At 71.8% G+C, this 16,484-nt stretch carries 17 protein-coding genes; 3 read left to right on the top strand and 14 right to left on the bottom strand.

The features are described from left to right. Positions 1-418, top strand: a 418-nt coding sequence (locus VKG64_06790) for a cysteine dioxygenase family protein (GenBank protein HKB24746.1), incomplete at its 5' end; no start/stop codon positions are given. A 21-nt stretch (positions 419-439) separates the two neighbouring features. Continuing rightward, positions 440-1,291, top strand: coding sequence for an EamA family transporter (locus VKG64_06785; GenBank protein ID HKB24745.1), 852 nt, complete (start codon positions 440-442; stop codon positions 1,289-1,291). On the opposite strand, the gene VKG64_06780 is transcribed toward VKG64_06785, so the two are convergent. The 14 genes from VKG64_06780 to VKG64_06715 all read right to left on the bottom strand — a co-directional run bounded on the left by VKG64_06780 (position 1,288) and on the right by VKG64_06715 (position 14,444). Beyond that, positions 1,288-1,503 (bottom strand): hypothetical protein, encoded by a 216-nt coding sequence (locus VKG64_06780; GenBank protein HKB24744.1) that lies wholly within the window; start codon positions 1,501-1,503, stop codon positions 1,288-1,290. The two genes, VKG64_06785 and VKG64_06780, sit on opposite strands and share 4 nt — an antisense overlap. A gap of 172 nt (positions 1,504-1,675) precedes the next feature. Then, positions 1,676-2,626, bottom strand: a complete 951-nt coding sequence (locus VKG64_06775) for a TIGR03619 family F420-dependent LLM class oxidoreductase (GenBank protein HKB24743.1) — start codon at positions 2,624-2,626, stop codon at positions 1,676-1,678. Between the two features lie 27 nt (positions 2,627-2,653). Next, positions 2,654-3,001 carry a VOC family protein gene (locus tag VKG64_06770; protein HKB24742.1) on the bottom strand — a complete coding sequence of 116 codons (348 nt, stop codon included), beginning with the start codon at positions 2,999-3,001 and terminating at the stop codon, positions 2,654-2,656. An 8-nt stretch (positions 3,002-3,009) separates the two neighbouring features. Further along, the gene (locus tag VKG64_06765) at positions 3,010-3,951 is read right to left on the bottom strand and encodes an LLM class F420-dependent oxidoreductase (GenBank protein ID HKB24741.1); all 942 of its coding nucleotides are present in this window, start codon (positions 3,949-3,951) and stop codon (positions 3,010-3,012) included. Next, positions 3,948-4,775: a carbohydrate ABC transporter permease gene (locus tag VKG64_06760; protein ID HKB24740.1), complete on the bottom strand. Its 828-nt coding sequence runs from the start codon at positions 4,773-4,775 to the stop codon at positions 3,948-3,950. Before VKG64_06760 ends, VKG64_06765 begins: the two co-directional genes overlap by 4 nt. Next, on the bottom strand, positions 4,772-5,641 hold the full coding sequence (locus VKG64_06755; protein HKB24739.1) for a sugar ABC transporter permease: 870 nt from the start codon (positions 5,639-5,641) through the stop codon (positions 4,772-4,774). Before VKG64_06755 ends, VKG64_06760 begins: the two co-directional genes overlap by 4 nt. 2 nt (positions 5,642-5,643) lie before the next feature. Then, complete coding sequence (locus VKG64_06750; protein HKB24738.1) at positions 5,644-6,981, bottom strand: sugar ABC transporter substrate-binding protein; 1,338 nt, start codon at positions 6,979-6,981, stop codon at positions 5,644-5,646. Positions 6,982-7,058: 77 nt separating this feature from the next. Further along, positions 7,059-8,072 carry an LLM class flavin-dependent oxidoreductase gene (locus VKG64_06745; GenBank protein ID HKB24737.1) on the bottom strand — a complete coding sequence of 338 codons (1,014 nt, stop codon included), beginning with the start codon at positions 8,070-8,072 and terminating at the stop codon, positions 7,059-7,061. Continuing rightward, a complete protein-coding gene (locus VKG64_06740) occupies positions 8,072-9,655 on the bottom strand; it encodes an acyl--CoA ligase family protein (protein ID HKB24736.1) in 1,584 nt (527 codons plus the stop codon). The genes VKG64_06745 and VKG64_06740 overlap by 1 nt, the downstream gene beginning before the upstream one ends. Before the next feature lie 84 nt (positions 9,656-9,739). Further along, a complete protein-coding gene (locus VKG64_06735) occupies positions 9,740-10,372 on the bottom strand; it encodes a peroxiredoxin (GenBank protein HKB24735.1) in 633 nt (210 codons plus the stop codon). Then, positions 10,369-11,343, bottom strand: coding sequence for a hypothetical protein (locus tag VKG64_06730; GenBank protein ID HKB24734.1), 975 nt, complete (start codon positions 11,341-11,343; stop codon positions 10,369-10,371). The genes VKG64_06735 and VKG64_06730 overlap by 4 nt, the downstream gene beginning before the upstream one ends. After that, complete coding sequence (gene cobA, locus VKG64_06725) at positions 11,340-12,104, bottom strand: uroporphyrinogen-III C-methyltransferase (protein HKB24733.1); 765 nt, start codon at positions 12,102-12,104, stop codon at positions 11,340-11,342. The genes VKG64_06730 and cobA overlap by 4 nt, the downstream gene beginning before the upstream one ends. A 5-nt stretch (positions 12,105-12,109) precedes the next feature. Further along, entirely contained in the window at positions 12,110-12,745 is a 636-nt protein-coding gene (locus tag VKG64_06720; protein HKB24732.1) for a bifunctional precorrin-2 dehydrogenase/sirohydrochlorin ferrochelatase, read from the bottom strand. A gap of 1 nt (position 12,746) precedes the next feature. After that, entirely contained in the window at positions 12,747-14,444 is a 1,698-nt protein-coding gene (locus tag VKG64_06715; GenBank protein ID HKB24731.1) for a nitrite reductase, read from the bottom strand. A gap of 150 nt (positions 14,445-14,594) precedes the next feature. Here VKG64_06715 and VKG64_06710 point away from each other — a divergent pair. Beyond that, a partial coding sequence (locus tag VKG64_06710) for a propionyl-CoA synthetase (GenBank protein HKB24730.1) occupies positions 14,595-16,484 on the top strand: 1,890 nt, incomplete at its 3' end.

The raw sequence follows: 16,484 nt of genomic DNA, 5'->3' as shown, positions 1-16,484 counted from the left end.
CGCCGAGTTCCGTCGGAAGCCCGCGGGCGTCAAGGGCGGCCGCTACCTGCTCCACCGGGCGCCGCACTTCAACGTGACGTCAGTCATCTGGGGCCCGGGCGAGACCGCGCCGGCCCACAACCACGAGACGTGGGGCGTGATCGGCGTCATCGAGAACGAGATCGAGGAGACGCGCTACGCCGTGAGGGCCGGCGCCGCGAAGGCGACGCTCGACGTGACGCGCGTCATGCGCCACACGCCCGGCGCCGTCTCCCGTCTGGTGCCCGGCGACGAGGTCCACCGGATGCGCAACCCCACCCCGCGCGACACCGTCGAGATCCACGTCTACGGCAAGGACCTCGTCGGCCTGCCGCGCACGACGTGGGCGGACGACGGCAGCGCGAAGCCCCTCGTCAGCTCGAAGTACATGAACTGCTAGCGGGGCGCGCCCGGCGTCGTCCTGCGCTACACCGCGCTCGCCGTTCTCTTCTCCCTGCTCTGGGCGTCCGCCTTCAGCGCGGTCAAGATCGGCCTGCGCTCGTCGCCCCCGCTCTTCCTCATGTCCTCGCGCTTCATCGTCGCGGGCGCGGCGCTCCTCCTGATCGCGCGCTGGCGCGGCACGGCGCTCCCCGCGCGGCTCACCGACTGGCGGACGCTCGCGGCGCTCGGCGTGCTCAACTACGCGCTCTACCTCGGGCTCACGGCGGTCGCCCTCCGCCACCTGTCGGCGGGGATGGGCGCGGTGCTCGCGAGCACGAACCCGCTGATGCTCGCCCTGTGCGCGGCGTGGCTCCTCGGCGAGCGGCTCACCGCGCGGAAGGTCCTCGGGCTCCTCACGAGCTTCGGGGGCGTGGTGTGGGTCATGTGGAGCCGGATCGGCCCCGACAACGAGCCCGGCGCGATGGCGCTGATCCTGCTCTCGATCGCGTGCCTCGTCGCGGGCACGCTCCTCTTCAAGCGCGCGGACCCCGGCGTCGACCTGCTCGTGCTCAACGGCGGCCAGCTCCTGGTCGCGGGGCTCGTCCTCGCCGTGCCCGTGCTCGCCTGGGAGGACCTGCGCGCGGTGCAGCTCACCGCGTCGTTCCTCGGCGCGCAGGCCTACCTGATCGTCGGCGTCTCCTGGATCGGCATGCTCATCTGGTTCTGGCTCCTCACGCACGGCGACGCGACGCGCGCGAGCGCCTACTTCTTCCTGAACCCGATCTTCGGGATCTTCCTCGGCGCGCTGCTCCTCGGCGAGGCGCTCCACGCGCGCGACTTCCTGGGCGCGGCGGTCGTCGCCCTCGGGATCTGGCTCGTCCAGCGCGGCTAGCCCGCGGCGCGGTCGGGGGCGAAGTCGTCCGGCCTTGGCGGGCGAAAGGCGAGGTCGGCCGCGAGCCAGAGCGCTTTGGCGAACGGGTAGAAGGCGATCGGCGTGAGGATCATCTGCGCCGCGCCGCCCCAGAGGATGAGGTTCCACGGCGGCCGCGGCCAGGTCGCGACGAGCGCCAGAAGGAGAAGCACCGCGAAGACCACCTCGGTCACGATGAAGTTCAGGAGGTAGGCGCCGAGCCGGTAGTCCTGATCCTCGCCGCGCTAGAAGCGGAGGCCGCACGCAGCGCAGCGCTCGCGGAGCACGAACCAGGACTGCATGAGCCTGTCCCCGCCGCAGTGGGGACACCGCAGGCGGAGCGCGCGGGCCAGGCGCCTCACCGGCTCAGCCGAGCTTGGGCCAGACCTCGTCGGCCAGGCGCTCCATCGTCTCGAGCACCTCGGCCCGGGAGCCCGTCCGGCAGTCGAAGATCGCGTGCGTCGGGCCGAGGGCGACGACCGGCTTGAGCTGCTCGACGACCTGCGCGGCCGTGCCGACGAAGACGCGCCCGGGCTCCTCGGGGGGTCGCCGCGCGGCGTCGCCGCCGGCGCCGACGACGCGGACGCCGTAGCGCACGCTGAGCCCGCACGCCCCCGGCGGCCGGCCGTTCGCCTTCACCTGCTCGCCGAGGTACGCGAGGTGCGCGGGGAGCTCGCCGGCGGGGACCCGGAACGCGTGCCAGCTCTGGCCGTAGCGCGCGGCGCGGCGGATCGCCGGCCGGCTGTTGCCGCCGACGAAGATCGGCGGGTGCGGCTTCTGGACGGGCTTGGGGAAGCAGCCGATGTCGCGCACGCGATAATACTTCCCCTCGAACACCGGGGCGTCCTCGGTCCACAGCTTGACGAAGAGCTGGAGCCACTCGTCGGTGACGGCGCCGCGCGCCTCGAACGGCGGCGCGCCCATGACCTCGAACTCCTCGCGCATCCAGCCGACGCCGACGCCGACGAAGAGCCGCCCGCCCGACAGCACGTCCGCCGTCGCGAGCATCTTCGCCGTCAGCACCGGGTTCCGGTAGGGCGCGACGAGCACGGAGGGCCCGAAGCGGATCCGCGCCGTCGCCCCCGCGAGGAAGCAGAGCATCGAGAGCGGCTCCAGGTAGTCCGCGTCCGGCGGCACGGCGATGCGCCCCGTGGCGTTGTAGGGGTACCGCGACTCGATCCGCCGCGGGATCACGATGTGGTCGGTGACGACGAGCGCGTCGTAGCCGAGCGCCTCGGCGCGGCGCGCCGCCTCGAGCACGGGCTCGCGGGTCGCGAGCGGTCCCGAGTTCAATACCTGGAACCCGCGCTTGACCATCGTGGCGTCCTCCCCAGCGTGAACCGGTCAGTCGCAGTAGAGCTCGACGGTGTAGCCGTTCGGGTCGGCGATGTAGATCGCGGTCCGCCCGCGCCGGCCGCGGATCCTGACGCCGGCGCGCTTCACGCGCTCGCGGACCTCCCGCCACCGGGCGGGCGGGATGTGGAGGCCGAAGTGGTCGAGCCCGCCGGCCGCCGGGTCGAACCGCCGTCGCGTCCCGACGAAGTTCAGGAGATCGCGGCCCCCCGGCGTCTCGAGAAAGAGCATCCCGGGGTGGTCGAAGGCCCGCGCGAGACCCAGCACGTCGCGGTAGAAGCGCTCGGTGCGCCGGAGGTCCCGGGTCCTGAGGGCGAGGTGGCGGAGGCCGCGATCCATCCCGCCCGCTATGATACCCGCGGCCGGACGTCGGCGGCCACCCGCTCGAGCACCTCCAGCATCTCCGGGACGGTTGGCACCGAGAAATCCAGCACGAAGTGCTCGACGCCGGCGGTGACGTAGGCCTGGAGGTCCTCCGCGATCTGGGCGGACGAGCCCGTCAGCGGCGTCCGCTCCGTCGCGCCGCCGCCGTCGAACTTCACCGGCCCCTTGAACGTGATCGTGATGGTCTTCGGATCGCGTCCCGCGGCCGCCGCCATGTCACGGAGGCGCCGGACGGCGGCGGCCATCTCCGGTGGATGGAGGCCCACCGGCGGCCGGAGGCCGAGCGGGTGCCAGCCGTCGGCGACCGCGACCACGCGCCGGAGCGCGGCGTCGCTGTGGCCCCCGATCCAGATCGGGATCGGCCGCGCCGGGTGCGGGCGCGTCCCGCCCGCCTCGGCGACACGCGCGAAGCGGCCCTCGAAGGCGACGCGCGGCTTGGCCCAGATCTCCTTCATGAGCTTCAGGTACTCGACCGTCCGCGCGGCGCGCTCCTCGAACCTGACGCCGAGACCGTCGAACTCCTCGCGCCACCAGCCGATGCCCGCGCCGAGGATCACGCGGCCGCCCGAGAGGTAATCGGCCGTCGCGAGCGCCCTGGCGGTGAACACCGGGTTCCGGTACGGGATCACGAGGACGCTCGTGCCGACGGCGATGCGCTCCGTCACCGTGGCGAGGTAGGTCACCGCGGTGAGGGCCTCGAGCCAGGGCTCGTCGGGCCCGAGCGGAAACGCGCCGGTCGCCGAGTACGGATAGGGCGAGGCGCTCCGCACCGGGATCAGCAGCCGGTCGGTCACGAAGATCGAGTCGAAGCCGAGCGCCTCGGCCCGGCGGGCCAGCGTGGTGATCGCTTCGCGACCGGCGAGCGCGCCACGGCCCTGGAGCGAGAACCCGATACGAGGAGTCATCCCTTGAGCCCTCCGGTTCCCCAGCCCGCCACGAGGTGGCGCTGCACCGCCATGAAGAACGCGAGGGCGGGGATGGTGATGAGCACGCCGGCCGCCATGACGAGCCCCCAGTCCACGACCGCCGCCGCGAAGAGGTCCTGGACCCCGACCGGCAGCGTCTTGAGCTCGTCCGACGCGATCAGGATGCGCGTGAAGACGTAATCGTTCCAGGCCAAAGTGAAGGTGAAGATCGACGTCGCGATGAGGCCCGGGAGCGCCAGCGGCAGCACGACGTGGAGCACCGCGCGCCCGCGCCCCGCGCCGTCCACCAGCGCCGCCTCCTCGAGCTCGAGCGGGATGGACTGGAAGAACGCGCGCAGGAGCCACAGCGCGAACGGCAGGCAGAATGAGGCGTACGAGAGCACGAGCGCCGCGTGCGTGTTCACGAGGCCGAGCCGCCGCGCCATGATGTAGATCGGCACCACGATCATGATCGGCGCGAACATGTAGGTGCAGAGGATGAGCCGCGCCACCGCCTCGCGCCCGGGGAACGCGAAGCGCGTGAGGCCGTAGGCGCCGAGCGCGCCGACCGCCAGCGTGAGGAGCACCGTCAGCCCCGAGACCACGACGCTGTTCCAGAAGTACGTCAGGAACGCGGTCTCGCGGAGCAGGCGGGCGAAGTTCTCGAGCGTCGGCGCCGCCGGCACGAGCGTCGGCGGCGTCGCGAAGACCTCGCGGGGCGGCTTGAGCGCCGTCGAGAGCATCCATAACAGTGGAAGGACGGCCTGCGCCGCGAGGCCCAGCGCGGCGGCGTGGACGAACGCGCGCCACGCGCGCCGCCTCACGCCGCCTCCTCGCGCCAGAAGAGGCGGAAGTAGACGAGCGTCGCCGCCATGAGCATGAGGAACATGAGCACCGAGAGCGCGGCGCCGAAGCCGGCCTGGTAGTAGGTGAAGGTCCGCATGTAGGCGTAGATCGGCAGCGTGCGGATCTCGCGCCCGGCGCCCGCCCCCTCGCCCCAGAGCCACACGGTATCGAACTTGGTGAACATCCAGATCGAGCGCAGCAGGATCACGACGAAGAGGACCGCGCGGAGCTGGGGGAGCGTGACGTGGCGGAAGCGCGACCACGCGGACGCGCCGTCCACGCGCGCCGCCTCGTGGAGCTCGGGCGGGATCGTCTGGAGCCGCGCGAGCACGCTCACGACCACGAACGGCGTGAACTGCCACACGCTCACCGCGACCACCGACGTCATCATGTGGTCCACGCCGAGCCACACGACCGGCTGGCTCGCGAGCCGGAAGCTGAGCAGGAGGTGGTCCACGAGGCCGTAGGTCTCGTTCAGGAGCCAGCGCCAGACGATCACGGCGACGATCGTCGGGATCATGTACGGGAACAGGACGAGCGCGCGGACGAGCGTCCGGGCGCGGAACGCCTGGTGGAGGACCAGCGCGGCGGCGACGCCGAGCACGAGCTGGAGCGCGGTCGTCGCCCCGGCGTACACCACGCCCTTCCACACGCTGTCCCAGAACTCGGCGTCGCGGGCGATCCGCGCGTAGTTGCCGAGCCCGACCCAGCGCTCGGCGGGGAAGAACGAGTGCTTGTCGAAGAACGAGAGCCAGACCGCGTAACCGACCGGATAGAGGGTCAGCGCGCCGATGAGGAGGAGCGCCGGGAGGACCCACAGCGCTCCCAGCGCCCGCGCGCTCAACGCTACTTCTTCAGATAGCCGGAGCTCGTCAGCAGCTCCTCGACCCGCTTCTGCGCCTTCGCGGCCGCCTCGGCGGAGGGCACGCCCTTCACCGAGTCGAGCACCATGTCCACGAGGATGCCCGAGCCCATCACCTCGAGGAGGTAGGGCTTCTTCATGTCCTCCCAGTCCGTGACGAGGACGGGCTTGATCCAGTCGTTCTTGAAGTACTTCTCCTGCATGTCCACCCAGGGCCGCCACTTCCGGATCATCGCGTTGTCGGCGTACCGCGCGCTCCGCGTGGTGGACTTCTTGATCGACAGCAGGTGGATCGGCACGGAGTGGAGGTACGGGACGTAGTTGTCGTCCCGGAAGAAGAACTTCAGGAAGTCCACGGCCTCGGCGGCGCCCTTGGCGTCCTTGAAGACCATCCAGGGCTCGCAGTCGAGCTGCGCCGCGGGCGTCCGGCCCGACGGGCCCACGACCTTGTCGGCCACGGCGAAGTGCTCGGGGTCGGCGATCTCCTTGGGCGCGTACTTCTCGATGTAGCCGACGCCGCGCCCGTAGGCCTGGTAGACCATCGCCGCCTTGCCGTTGGCGAGGTTCGCGAAGGTGTCGAGGTAGCCGTGGCCCGTCCAACCCGGCGGCAGCACGCGGTTGAGCTTCTTGTAGAAGTCGAGCAGCTCGAGCACGGGCTTCTCGGTGAGCGTCGGCCGGCCGTCGGCGTCGAAGAGCCTCCCCCCGTTCGTCTTGAGGAGCTCGCCGATCGCGATGTTGATGAAGAGCGGCTGCCCCGTCATCGAGAGCCCGTAGCGGACGACCTGCCCGTCCTTCACCTCGCGGAGCGCGTCGGCCACCTGGATCAGCTCGTCCCAGGTCTTCGGCACCCTGAGGCCCTTCTGGGCGAGCAGGTCCTTGCGGTACACGAAGACCGACGACGCCGGCGAATGGCCGACGCCGTACGTCTTGCCGTCCCAGCGGCAGAGGTTCCTGAAGGCGTCGACGAGGTCGTCCCGGGGGATCGCGTCGGCGAGGTCGTCGACGGGCCGCAGGAGCCCCTTCGCCGCGAACGACACGCAGGTGATCGGCTGGCCGTGCGCGGCGTCGGGCGGCGCGCCGGCGGCGAGCGCGGCGGTGAGCTTCTTCTCGAGGTCGCCCCAGGCGAGGCCCTCGATCTTGACGACCACGTCCGGATGGGTCTTCTCGTACTCCGCGGCAGTTTGATGAAGTACGGCGAGAGTCTGCGGCTCCGTCTCCGTCTGCCAGAGGCGGATGACCTTCTTCTCGGCGGCGCCCACGACGGCGGCGGCGGACAGGACGGCGGCGGCGGCGACGGCGGCGAGACAGCGGCGTCCGGCCATGGTGACCTCCCCCGTGAGGTGCCGGGAGTGTCGCAGACTTCCACGACCGAGACAAGAACGTCGCTCGATGCGACGCGTCAGGCGGGCGGCGGCGGCTCCGCCAGGCCGAAGACCTGCGCGAGCAGCTCGTACGAGCGGAGGCGCGCCTTCCCGTCGTGGGTGATCGTGACGACGACCAGCTCGTCCACGCCGTACGCGGACGCGAGCGCCAGGAGCCGGTCGCGCACCTGCTCGGGCGCGCCCGCGATGGTGCGCCGCCGCGCGTGCTCGACGATCGCCCGCTCGTGCGCCGTGTATGGATGGCTCTCCGCCTCTTCGACCGACGGGTAGCGGCCGCGCCGGCCGGTGTAGAGGCGCGCGATGAAGAGGTCGCGGCTCTTCGCCAGGCGCAGCGCCTCGGCCTCGGTGTCGGCGCAGACCGTGAACACCGCGACGGACGCCCGCGGTGCGGGCAGGAGCTCGGACGGCCGGAAGTCCCGCGCGTAGGCGCGGGTGACGTCGACGCCCCCCTCGTCGTTGATGAAGTGCGCGAACGAGAACCCGAGGCCGAGGTGCGCCGCCACCATCGCGCTCTGGTCGCTCGAGCCGAGGAGCCAGATCTCCGGCGTCCCAGGCCCGCTCGGCATCGCAATCACCCTCGCGTAGGGGTGCTCGGGGGGCAGGCTCCCGCGCAGGAAGCCGACGACGTCGGCGACCTCGGCGGGGAAGCGCTCGAGGCTCGCGTCGTCGCGGAGCGCGCGCGCCGTGAGCGCGTCGGCGCCCGGCGCGCGGCCGATCCCGAGGTCGATGCGCCCGGGGAAGAGCGTCTCCAGCACGCGGAAGCACTCGGCCACCTTCAGCGGGCTGTAGTGCTGGAGCATGATCCCGCCCGCGCCGACGCGGATGCGCGCGGTGCGGGCGGCGACCTGGCCGATCAGCACCTCGGGGCTCGAGCCCGCGAGCCCGGGTGTCGAGTGGTGCTCGGCGAGCCAGTACCGATGGTAGCCCCAGCGGTCGCAGGCCTGCGCGAGCTCGAGCGTCTCGTGGAGCGCGTCGGCGGCGGTGCCCCCGCTCCGCACCGGCGACTGGTCGAGGACCGAGAGGCGCGGCACTAGTTGATCCGCTTCTCCTTCCCCTTCCACTCCTTCTCGCGCAGCACGAACTTCTGCACCTTGCCCGTCGAGGTCTTCGGGAGGTCGCCGAACTCGACGGCCGCCGGGCACTTGAAGTGGGCAATGTGGTGTCGGCAGAACTCGATGACTTCCTGCTCCGTCGCCTTCTGCCCCGGCTTGAGCGTGACGAACGCCTTCGGGCGCTCGCCCCACTTCTCGTCGGGGATCGCGACGACCGCGCACTCGAGCACGGCCGGATGCTTGGCCACGGTCTGCTCGACCTCGATCGTCGAGATGTTCTCGCCGCCCGAGATGATGATGTCCTTCTTCCGGTCGCGCAGCTCGATGTAGCCGTCGGGGTGCCAGACCGCGATGTCGCCCGAGTGGAACCAGCCGCCGCGGAACGCCTCGGCCGTCGCGTCGCGCTGTTCGAAGTAGCCCAGCATGGCGTTGTTGCCGCGCATGATCACCTCGCCGAGCGTCTGCGCGTCCTTCGGGACGTCGTTCATGGCGCCGTCCACGACGCGGACGAGGTCGAAGAGCGCGTAGCCCTGCCCCTGGCGGGCGGCGAGGCGCGCCTGGTCATCGACCGGCAGCGCGTTCCACTCGTCGTGCCAGGCGCACACCGTGTGCGGACCGTAGGTCTCGGTGAGGCCGTAGACGTGGACGGGCCGGAAGCCGAGCTCCTTGAGCTTGCCGAGGAGCGTCGGCGACGGCGGCGCGCCGGCGACGGTCACGGTGACCGGGTGCGCGAGCGTGTGGGCCTTCGGGTCGTTGATGACGCCGATGTGCACGGTGGGCGCGCCGTTGTAGTGGGTGACGCCCTCCGCGTCGATCATGTCCCAGACGCGGCCCGGCTCCACCTTCCGGAGGCACACGTGCGTGCCGCCGACCGCCGTGACGCCCCAGGTGAAGCACCAGCCGTTGCAGTGGAACATCGGGAGCGTCCAGAGGTACCGGGTGTCGAAGCCCATCGCCGTCTCGACCACCTCGCCGAGCGCGTTGATCCACGCGCCGCGGTGCGAGTACATCACGCCCTTGGGCCGGCCCGTCGTGCCCGACGTGTAGTTGATGGCGAGCATCTCGTCCTCGTCCTCGAGCCAGCTCTCCACCGGCGCGGGCGAGCCCGCCGCGAGAAAGTCCTCGTACGGGTCGCCCGCCGAGCCCGTGTCGTCCACGCGGACGACCGTGATCCCCGTGAGGTCGATCGGCTTCACCACGGGCTCGAACTCGGCGTCCACGAACAGGAACCGCGAGCCCGAGTGCGTCAGGATGTACGCGATCTCGTCCGAGTTCAGCCGGATGTTGATCGCGACGAGGACGCCGCCCGCGGCGGGCACGCCGAAGTGCGCCTCGAGCATCGCGGGGATGTTGGGGCAGAGGAACGCCACGCGGTCGTGCTTCTGGAGTCCCGCGCGCCGGAGCCCGGCGGCGAGGCGGTTCGCCCGCTCCGCGAGCTGCGCATAGGTGTACCGCCGGGTCCCGTGGACGACCGCGGTCTTCTGCGGGAAGACGTACGCGCTGCGCGCGAGAAAGCTCACCGGGGTGAGCTCGGTCCGGTAGACGTGGCGAAACTCGCTCATGGGCCCTTCCTCCGAGCTGGTTTGGGCAAGTTTACCCCATTCCGTCGGACGGAAGGCCGGACCGGCTCACGCCGGGAGCCGCGGCTATTTCGGCTGTGGCGTCAGGCGCAGATAGGGCTTGAGCGCGCGCCAGCCCTTCGGGAACTGCTTCTTCGCCTCCTCGTCCGTGACCGCGGGGACGATGATGACGTCCTCGCCCTGCTTCCAGTTGACGGGCGTCGCGACCTTGTGGGCGTCCGTGAGCTGGAGCGAGTCGATCACGCGCAGGATCTCGTCGAAGTTGCGTCCCGCGGTCTGCGGATAGGTGATCATCAGCCGGACCTTCTTCTTCGGATCGATGACGAACACCGTGCGGACCGTGTAGACCTCGTCGTGCGCGGGATGGATCATGCCGTACAGGTTGGCCACCTTGCGCTCGGGGTCGGCGATGATCGGGAAGTTCGGCGCGTGGCCCTGCGTCTCCTTGATGTCGGCCGCCCAGCCCTTGTGCGAGTCGAGGGGGTCGATCGAGAGGCCGATCGGCTTCACGTGCCGCCGGTCGAACTCCGGCTTCAGTCGCGCCACGTACCCCAGCTCGGTCGTGCAGACCGGCGTGAAGTCGCGCGGGTGCGAGAAGAGGATGGCCCAGCTGTCGCCGATCCACCGGTGGAAGCTGATCTGTCCCTCCGTGCTGTCGGCGGTGAAGTCGGGTGCGGTGTCTCCGAGTCTCAGGCTCATCGGTCGTCTCCTTTTCGGGTTGCCACCTTGATCACATAATCGACGAAGCGCGGCGTCGGGTCGAAGCCCAGCACCGCGGGCGCATTCGCGACGAAGTTCGACGTCGCGTTGACGTCGTAGAAGTAGACGCGGCCGTCGTCGCGGCCGACGAGGTACTCCACGCCGCCGACGTCGATGGACGCGGCGCGCGCGAGCGCCAGCACCTGTTCGACCACCTCGCGCGGCGCCTCGTAGCGCGTCACGCTGAGCCCGGGCCTCGCGTCCACCGGGCACGCGCCCGGGGCCGCGCTCGTCGGCGGCGCGGGCGTCTGGCAGATGTCCGCGGGGCACAGGTTGAACTCGGCGCCGGTCCGCACGATGCGGATCGCGTAGAGATACGCGCCGTCGAGCACCTCCACCCGCACGATCGCCCCGTCCGCCGGCTCGACGTACTCTTGCAGCAATGCCACGCCGTCGGGGCCGAAGTCAAGCGCCGGGGCGCGCGCCTCGAGCTCGGCGCGGGACTCGAAGCGCTCGATCAACGCCCCCGAGCCTCCGACGTTCGGCTTGACGAGCGCGGGGAAGCGGAAGCCCTCGCCCGCCTTCAGCAGCTGGTCCCGGTGGTTCACGACGAGCGTCCGCGGGTAGCGCGCGCCGAGGCGCTCGAACAGCCCGACCTGGAGCGCCTTCGACTTCTCGAAGCGCCAGGCCGCGACCGGGTTGATCACCGGGACGCCGAGCGCCTCCCAGCGGGCGAGCAGCGGCTCGGCGTAGAAGAGCACGCTCGCGTGGCCGCGCCGGTGGGACGACGGGCTCGTCCGGTTCACGATCACCGAGTAGCGCGGCGTCCGGTCGCGCGGGTCGAAGGCGTGGTTCGAGTGGTCGATCTTCTCGAACGGCAGGCGCCGGTGCTCGAGCTCGGCGCAGAGCCGCGCCGACCACTCGGGGTGCTCGTCGAGGATGCCGATGGGCGCGGAGAGACGGACGCTCATCGGGCGGCTCCCGCGGACACGGGGAGCGGCTGCTCAGGAAACCAGGCGAGACGCTCGCGGAGGGCGACGACGTCGCCGATCACGGCGACGACCGGGGGCTCGAGCCGCGCCCGCGCGGCGCGCGCGGCGATGTCGTCGAGACGACCGACGAGCGTCTCCTGGAGGTCGGTCGTGCCCCAGCGCACGAGGGCGACGGGGGTCGCGGGCGAGCGCCCGTGGGCGACGAGCGCGCGGGTGATGCGGGGAAGCGCGCCGACGCCCATGAGCACCACGAGCGTGTCCGCCGCGCCCGCGAGCCGCGCCCAGTCCACGCTCGACTCGCGCCGGCACGCCTCCTCGTGGCCCGTGACGACGGTGAACGACGCGGCGAGGCCGCGGTGCGTGAGCGGGATCCCCGCCGCGGCGGGCGCGGCGACGGCCGACGTGACACCCGGCACGACCTCGAACGGGACGCCCGCGCGCGCCAGCGCCAGCGCCTCCTCGCCGCCGCGGCCGAAGACGAAGGGGTCGCCGCCCTTGAGCCGGACGACCCGCCGGCCGCGCCGCGCGTGCGTCACGAGGAGGGCATTGATCCGCTCCTGGGCCAGCGCGTGCCGCCCGGCGGCCTTGCCCGCGAAGATCCGCCGCGCGCGCGGCGCCTCGTCGAGCAGCCGCGGGTGGACCAGCCGGTCGTAGACGACGACGTCGGCGCGCCGCAGGAGCTCGAGGCCGCGGACCGTGATGAGGCCGGGATCGCCCGGGCCGGCCCCGACGAGCGCCACCGAGCCTAGGCGCATGCGATGACCCCGAGGCGCTCGAGGACGTGCCGCTTGGCCGCCTCGCGCCCGTGCTCGACGATGAGGCGCCGCACGTCGGGCGCGAGCGCGCGCCGCCACGCGGCCGCGTCGGCGACGCGCCCCGCGGCGCGGAGCTCGCGCCGCGCCTCGGCCGCGATCTCCGCGAGCGTGACGTACTCGATCGTGAGGTACCGCTCGAGCTCCTCGCGTACGGCGCGCGCGAGCGCCGGGCTCGTCCCGCCCGTGGACACCGCCACGGTCAGCTCGCCCCGGCGCACGAGGGCGGGCAGGATGAAGTCGCAGTGCGCCGGGTCATCCGCCGCGTTCACCCACACGGAGCACCGCCGTCCCTCGGCGGCCACCGCCGCGTTGACGTCGCCCGTGTCGGTCGCCGCGAACGCGAGCACGGCGCCGGCCAGGTCGCCGTCGCGGTAGTCGCGCGCGAGGTGCGCGAGCCGTCCCTCGGCGGCGAGCCCGGCGAGCCGCGGCGTGAGCGCCGGGCTCACGACCGTGACCGCCGCGCCGGCGGCGACCAGGCTCTCGACGCGCCGCTCGGCGACGACGCCCCCGCCCACGACGAGGCAGCGCCGGCCCGCCAGCTCGAGGAACGCGGGGAAGTAGGCCACGTCAGCCGTCCACCCCGTGCGGCGGGCGCCCGGGCGACTCGTCGCGCGCGACGACGGGGACGAGCTCGCCCGCGAGCAGCGCGCGCAGCTCGTCGTCGGTGTGCCGCGCGGCGAAGCGCCTGAAGTTTTCGCCCGGCAGCCCGTCCGTCAGGAAGGCGCGCAGGAGGCGCTCGATCGCGGGCGCCACGTCCGCCGCGGGCAGGCGGAGCCCGATCGGACGGGCGACGGCCTGGTGGAGGCCCACCGCGCCGCCGACGCAGAAGTAGTAGGCGTCCGCCAGCGCGCCGTCCACCTTGACCTTCTTGCCCTCGATCCCGAGGTCGGCGATCCAGTGCTGGCCGCAGCTGTTCGGGCAGCCGGTGACGTGGATCTTGAGGTGCTGCTCGAACCCGGGCAGGCGCGCCTCGAGCCCCTCGACGAGACGCCGCGCGAAGCCCTTCGTCTCCGTGAGCGCGAGCTTGCAGAACTCCGAGCCCGTGCAGGCGACCGTGCCGCGCCTGAACGGCGAGGCGTGGAGCGGGAGGCCCGCGGCCTCGAGCTCGCGCGCCAGCGCGCCGGCGCGCTCGCGGCGGACGCCCGGGACGAGGAGGTTCTGCATGCTGGTCGTCCGCACCTCGCCCGTGCCGTAGCGGTCGGCGAGGTCGGCGGCCGCGCGCATCTCCGCCGGCGTGAGCCGCCCGCGGAGCACGGCGACGCCGGCGTAGCAGTAGCCCGGCTGCTTCTGCGGGTGGATCCCGACGTGATCGCGGTAGACGTCGTCCGGGGGGTCATCCGGCACGCCGCGCTCGAGCGCGTACCCGAGCCGCTCCTCGATCGCGGCCTGGAAGCGCTGGGCCGTCCAGCCGTGCTGGAGGAAGAGGAACTTGAGCCGCGCCTTCTCGCGGTTCTGGCGGAGGACGTCCGAGTCGCGGAAGATCTCCGAGATCGCGCGCACCACGGCGAGCGCCTGGTGCCAGCCGACGAACGCGTCGAGACGCAGCGCCAGGTGCGGGTCGGTCGAGAGCCCGCCCCCCACGCGCACGGCGAAGCCGGTCTCGCCCGTCACCGGGTGGCGCACCGCCGTGAGGCCGACGTCGTTGATCTCCGGGTAGGAGCACCACGCGCGGCAACCGGTGATCGTCACCTTGTACTTGCGCGGCAGGTTGTAGAAGGCGGCGTTGCCGTTCAAGAGCCGCGTCGCCGCGTGGACGAGCGGGGAGGCGTCCGCGAGCTCGTCGGCGTCGAGGCCGGCGAGCGGGCAGCCCGTGACGTTGCGCGTGACGTCGCCGCAGGCGCCGAGCGTCGTGACGCCGTGGAGCCAGAGCGCCTGGAAGACCTCGGGGAGGCTCTCGAGCGCGACCCAGTGGAGCTGGATGTTCTGGCGCACCGTGATGTCGGCGATGCCGCGCGCGTGGCGCTCGGCGAGCGTCGCGATCGTCCGCAGCTGGTGGGACTGGAGCGCGCCGTTCGGGATGCGGATGCGCACCATGAAGTTGCGCGTCGCCTTGCCCTCGCCGCCCTTGCCGCCGACGGCGCCGACGCCGTCGCCCTGCGTGTAGATCCCCCACCAGCGGAAGTACGTGCCGAGCCACTCCGGGGGGATCGCGTCCCAGCCCTCGCGCGCGAACCGCACGATGTCGGCGTAGGCCTCCCACGGGTTCAGCTCCCGCTTGAGCCGCTCGACGCGCTGAGCCTTGGTTTCCCTGACCGCTTCGCTCACGGGGTCCTCCCGAAACGCAAAACTACCTTTGTCTATCGGTATTGTCAAGATTGGCTTTCCCCTGATTATCTGGGCCGTTCCCCTCCCCGGTCGGCCGTGCTACCTTTCCCTCCGCTGATCACCCGGCCGGCCTCCCAGGGAGGGTGCCCGATGGCGAAGAGCGTCTACGACGAGACCTACGGTCACGCGATGACGAGCCCCGAGAGCTTCTGGGCGGCGGCGGCCGAGGACATCCACTGGGAGAAGCGCTGGGACCGGGTGTTCGACGACTCGCGCAAGCCGTTCTATCGCTGGTTCACCGGCGGCGTGCTCAACACCTGCTTCAACGCGCTCGACCTCCACGTGGACCGCGGGCGCGGCAAGCAGCGCGCGCTGGTCTACGACAGCCCGGTCACGAGCACCGTGCGCGCCTTCACCTACCGCGAACTGCGCGACGAGGTCGCGCGCCTCGCCGGCGCGCTGCGGCGTCAGGGCGTGCAGAAGGGCGACCGCGTCATCATCTACATGCCGATGGTCCCCGAGGCCGTGATGGCGATGCTCGCCTGCGCGCGGATCGGCGCGATCCACTCGGTCGTCTTCGGCGGCTTCGCCTCGAACGAGCTCGCCAAGCGCATCGACGACGCCAAGCCCCGGCTCATCCTCTCCGCGTCCTGCGGCATTGAGGTGAACCGCACGGTGCCCTACAAGCCGCTCCTCGACGGCGCGATCGAGCTGTCCGCGCACAAGCCCGAGCGCTGCGTGATCCTCCAGCGCCCCCAGGCGGCCGCCACCCTCGCGCGGGGGCGCGACCTCGACTGGGGTGACTTCGTCGGCGGCGCCACGCCCGCGGACTGCGTGCCCGTGGCCGCGACCGATCCGCTCTACATCCTCTACACCTCGGGGACGACGGGTGTGCCGAAGGGCGTCGTGCGCGACAACGGCGGCCACGCGGTCGCGCTCAAGTGGTCCATGGAAAACATCTACGGCGTCGGCGCCGGCGAGACCTACTGGGCCGCCTCCGACATCGGCTGGGTCGTCGGCCACTCGTACATCGTGTACGCGCCGCTCCTCCGAGGCTGCACGACGATCCTCTACGAGGGCAAGCCCGTCGGCACGCCCGACCCCGGCGCCTTCTGGCGCCTCATCGCCCAGCACGGCGTGAACGTGCTGTTCACGGCGCCCACCGCGTTCCGCGCGATCAAGAAGGAGGACCCCCAGGGCCACCACATCGCCAAGCACGATCTCCGCGACTTCCGCACGCTGTTCCTCGCGGGTGAGCGCTGCGATCCCGACACGCTCCACTGGGCCGAGGCGCGGCTCGGTGTGCCGGTGATCGACCACTGGTGGCAGACGGAAACCGGCTGGCCGATCGCGGCCAACTGCGTGGGCCTCGGCACGCTGCCGGTGAAGCCGGGCTCGCCGACGAAGGCCGTGCCGGGCTACGACGTGCGCGTGCTGAGCGAGGACAACCGGGAGATGCCGGCGGGGCAGATCGGCTCGATCGCGATCCGGCTGCCGATGCCCCCGGGCTGCCTCCCCACGCTCTGGAACAACGACGCGGGCTACGAGACGTCGTATCTCACGAAGCACCCGGGCCACTACCTCACGGGCGACGCGGGCTACAAGGACGAGGACGGATACGTCTACATCATGAGCCGCGTGGACGACATCATCAACGTCGCCGGCCACCGGCTGTCCACCGGCGCCATGGAGGAGGTGCTCGCCGGCCATCCGGACGTGGCCGAGTGCGCGGTGGTCGGCGTGGCCGACGAGATCAAGGGCGAGGTCCCCGTCGGCTTCGTCGTGACCAAGGCCGGCGTCGAGCGGAGCGAGGCCGACATCGCCCGCGAGCTCGTCGAGCGGGTGCGCCAGCAGATCGGGCCCGTGGCGGCGTTCAAGACCGCGCTCGTGGTCAAGCGCCTGCCGAAGACGCGCTCGGGCAAGATTCTGCGAGGCACCATGAAGAAGATCGCCGAGGGAACGGAGTACACGCTGCCCGCGACGATCGACGATCCGGCGATCCTGACCGAGATCACGGAGTCGCTCAAGACCCTCGGCTAT

This window comes from Candidatus Methylomirabilota bacterium, from assembly GCA_035260325.1.
Classification (GTDB): domain Bacteria; phylum Methylomirabilota; class Methylomirabilia; order Rokubacteriales; family CSP1-6; genus AR19.
Note: the sequence above shows the minus strand (reverse complement) of the source record. Positions and strands in the feature narration are given on the sequence as shown.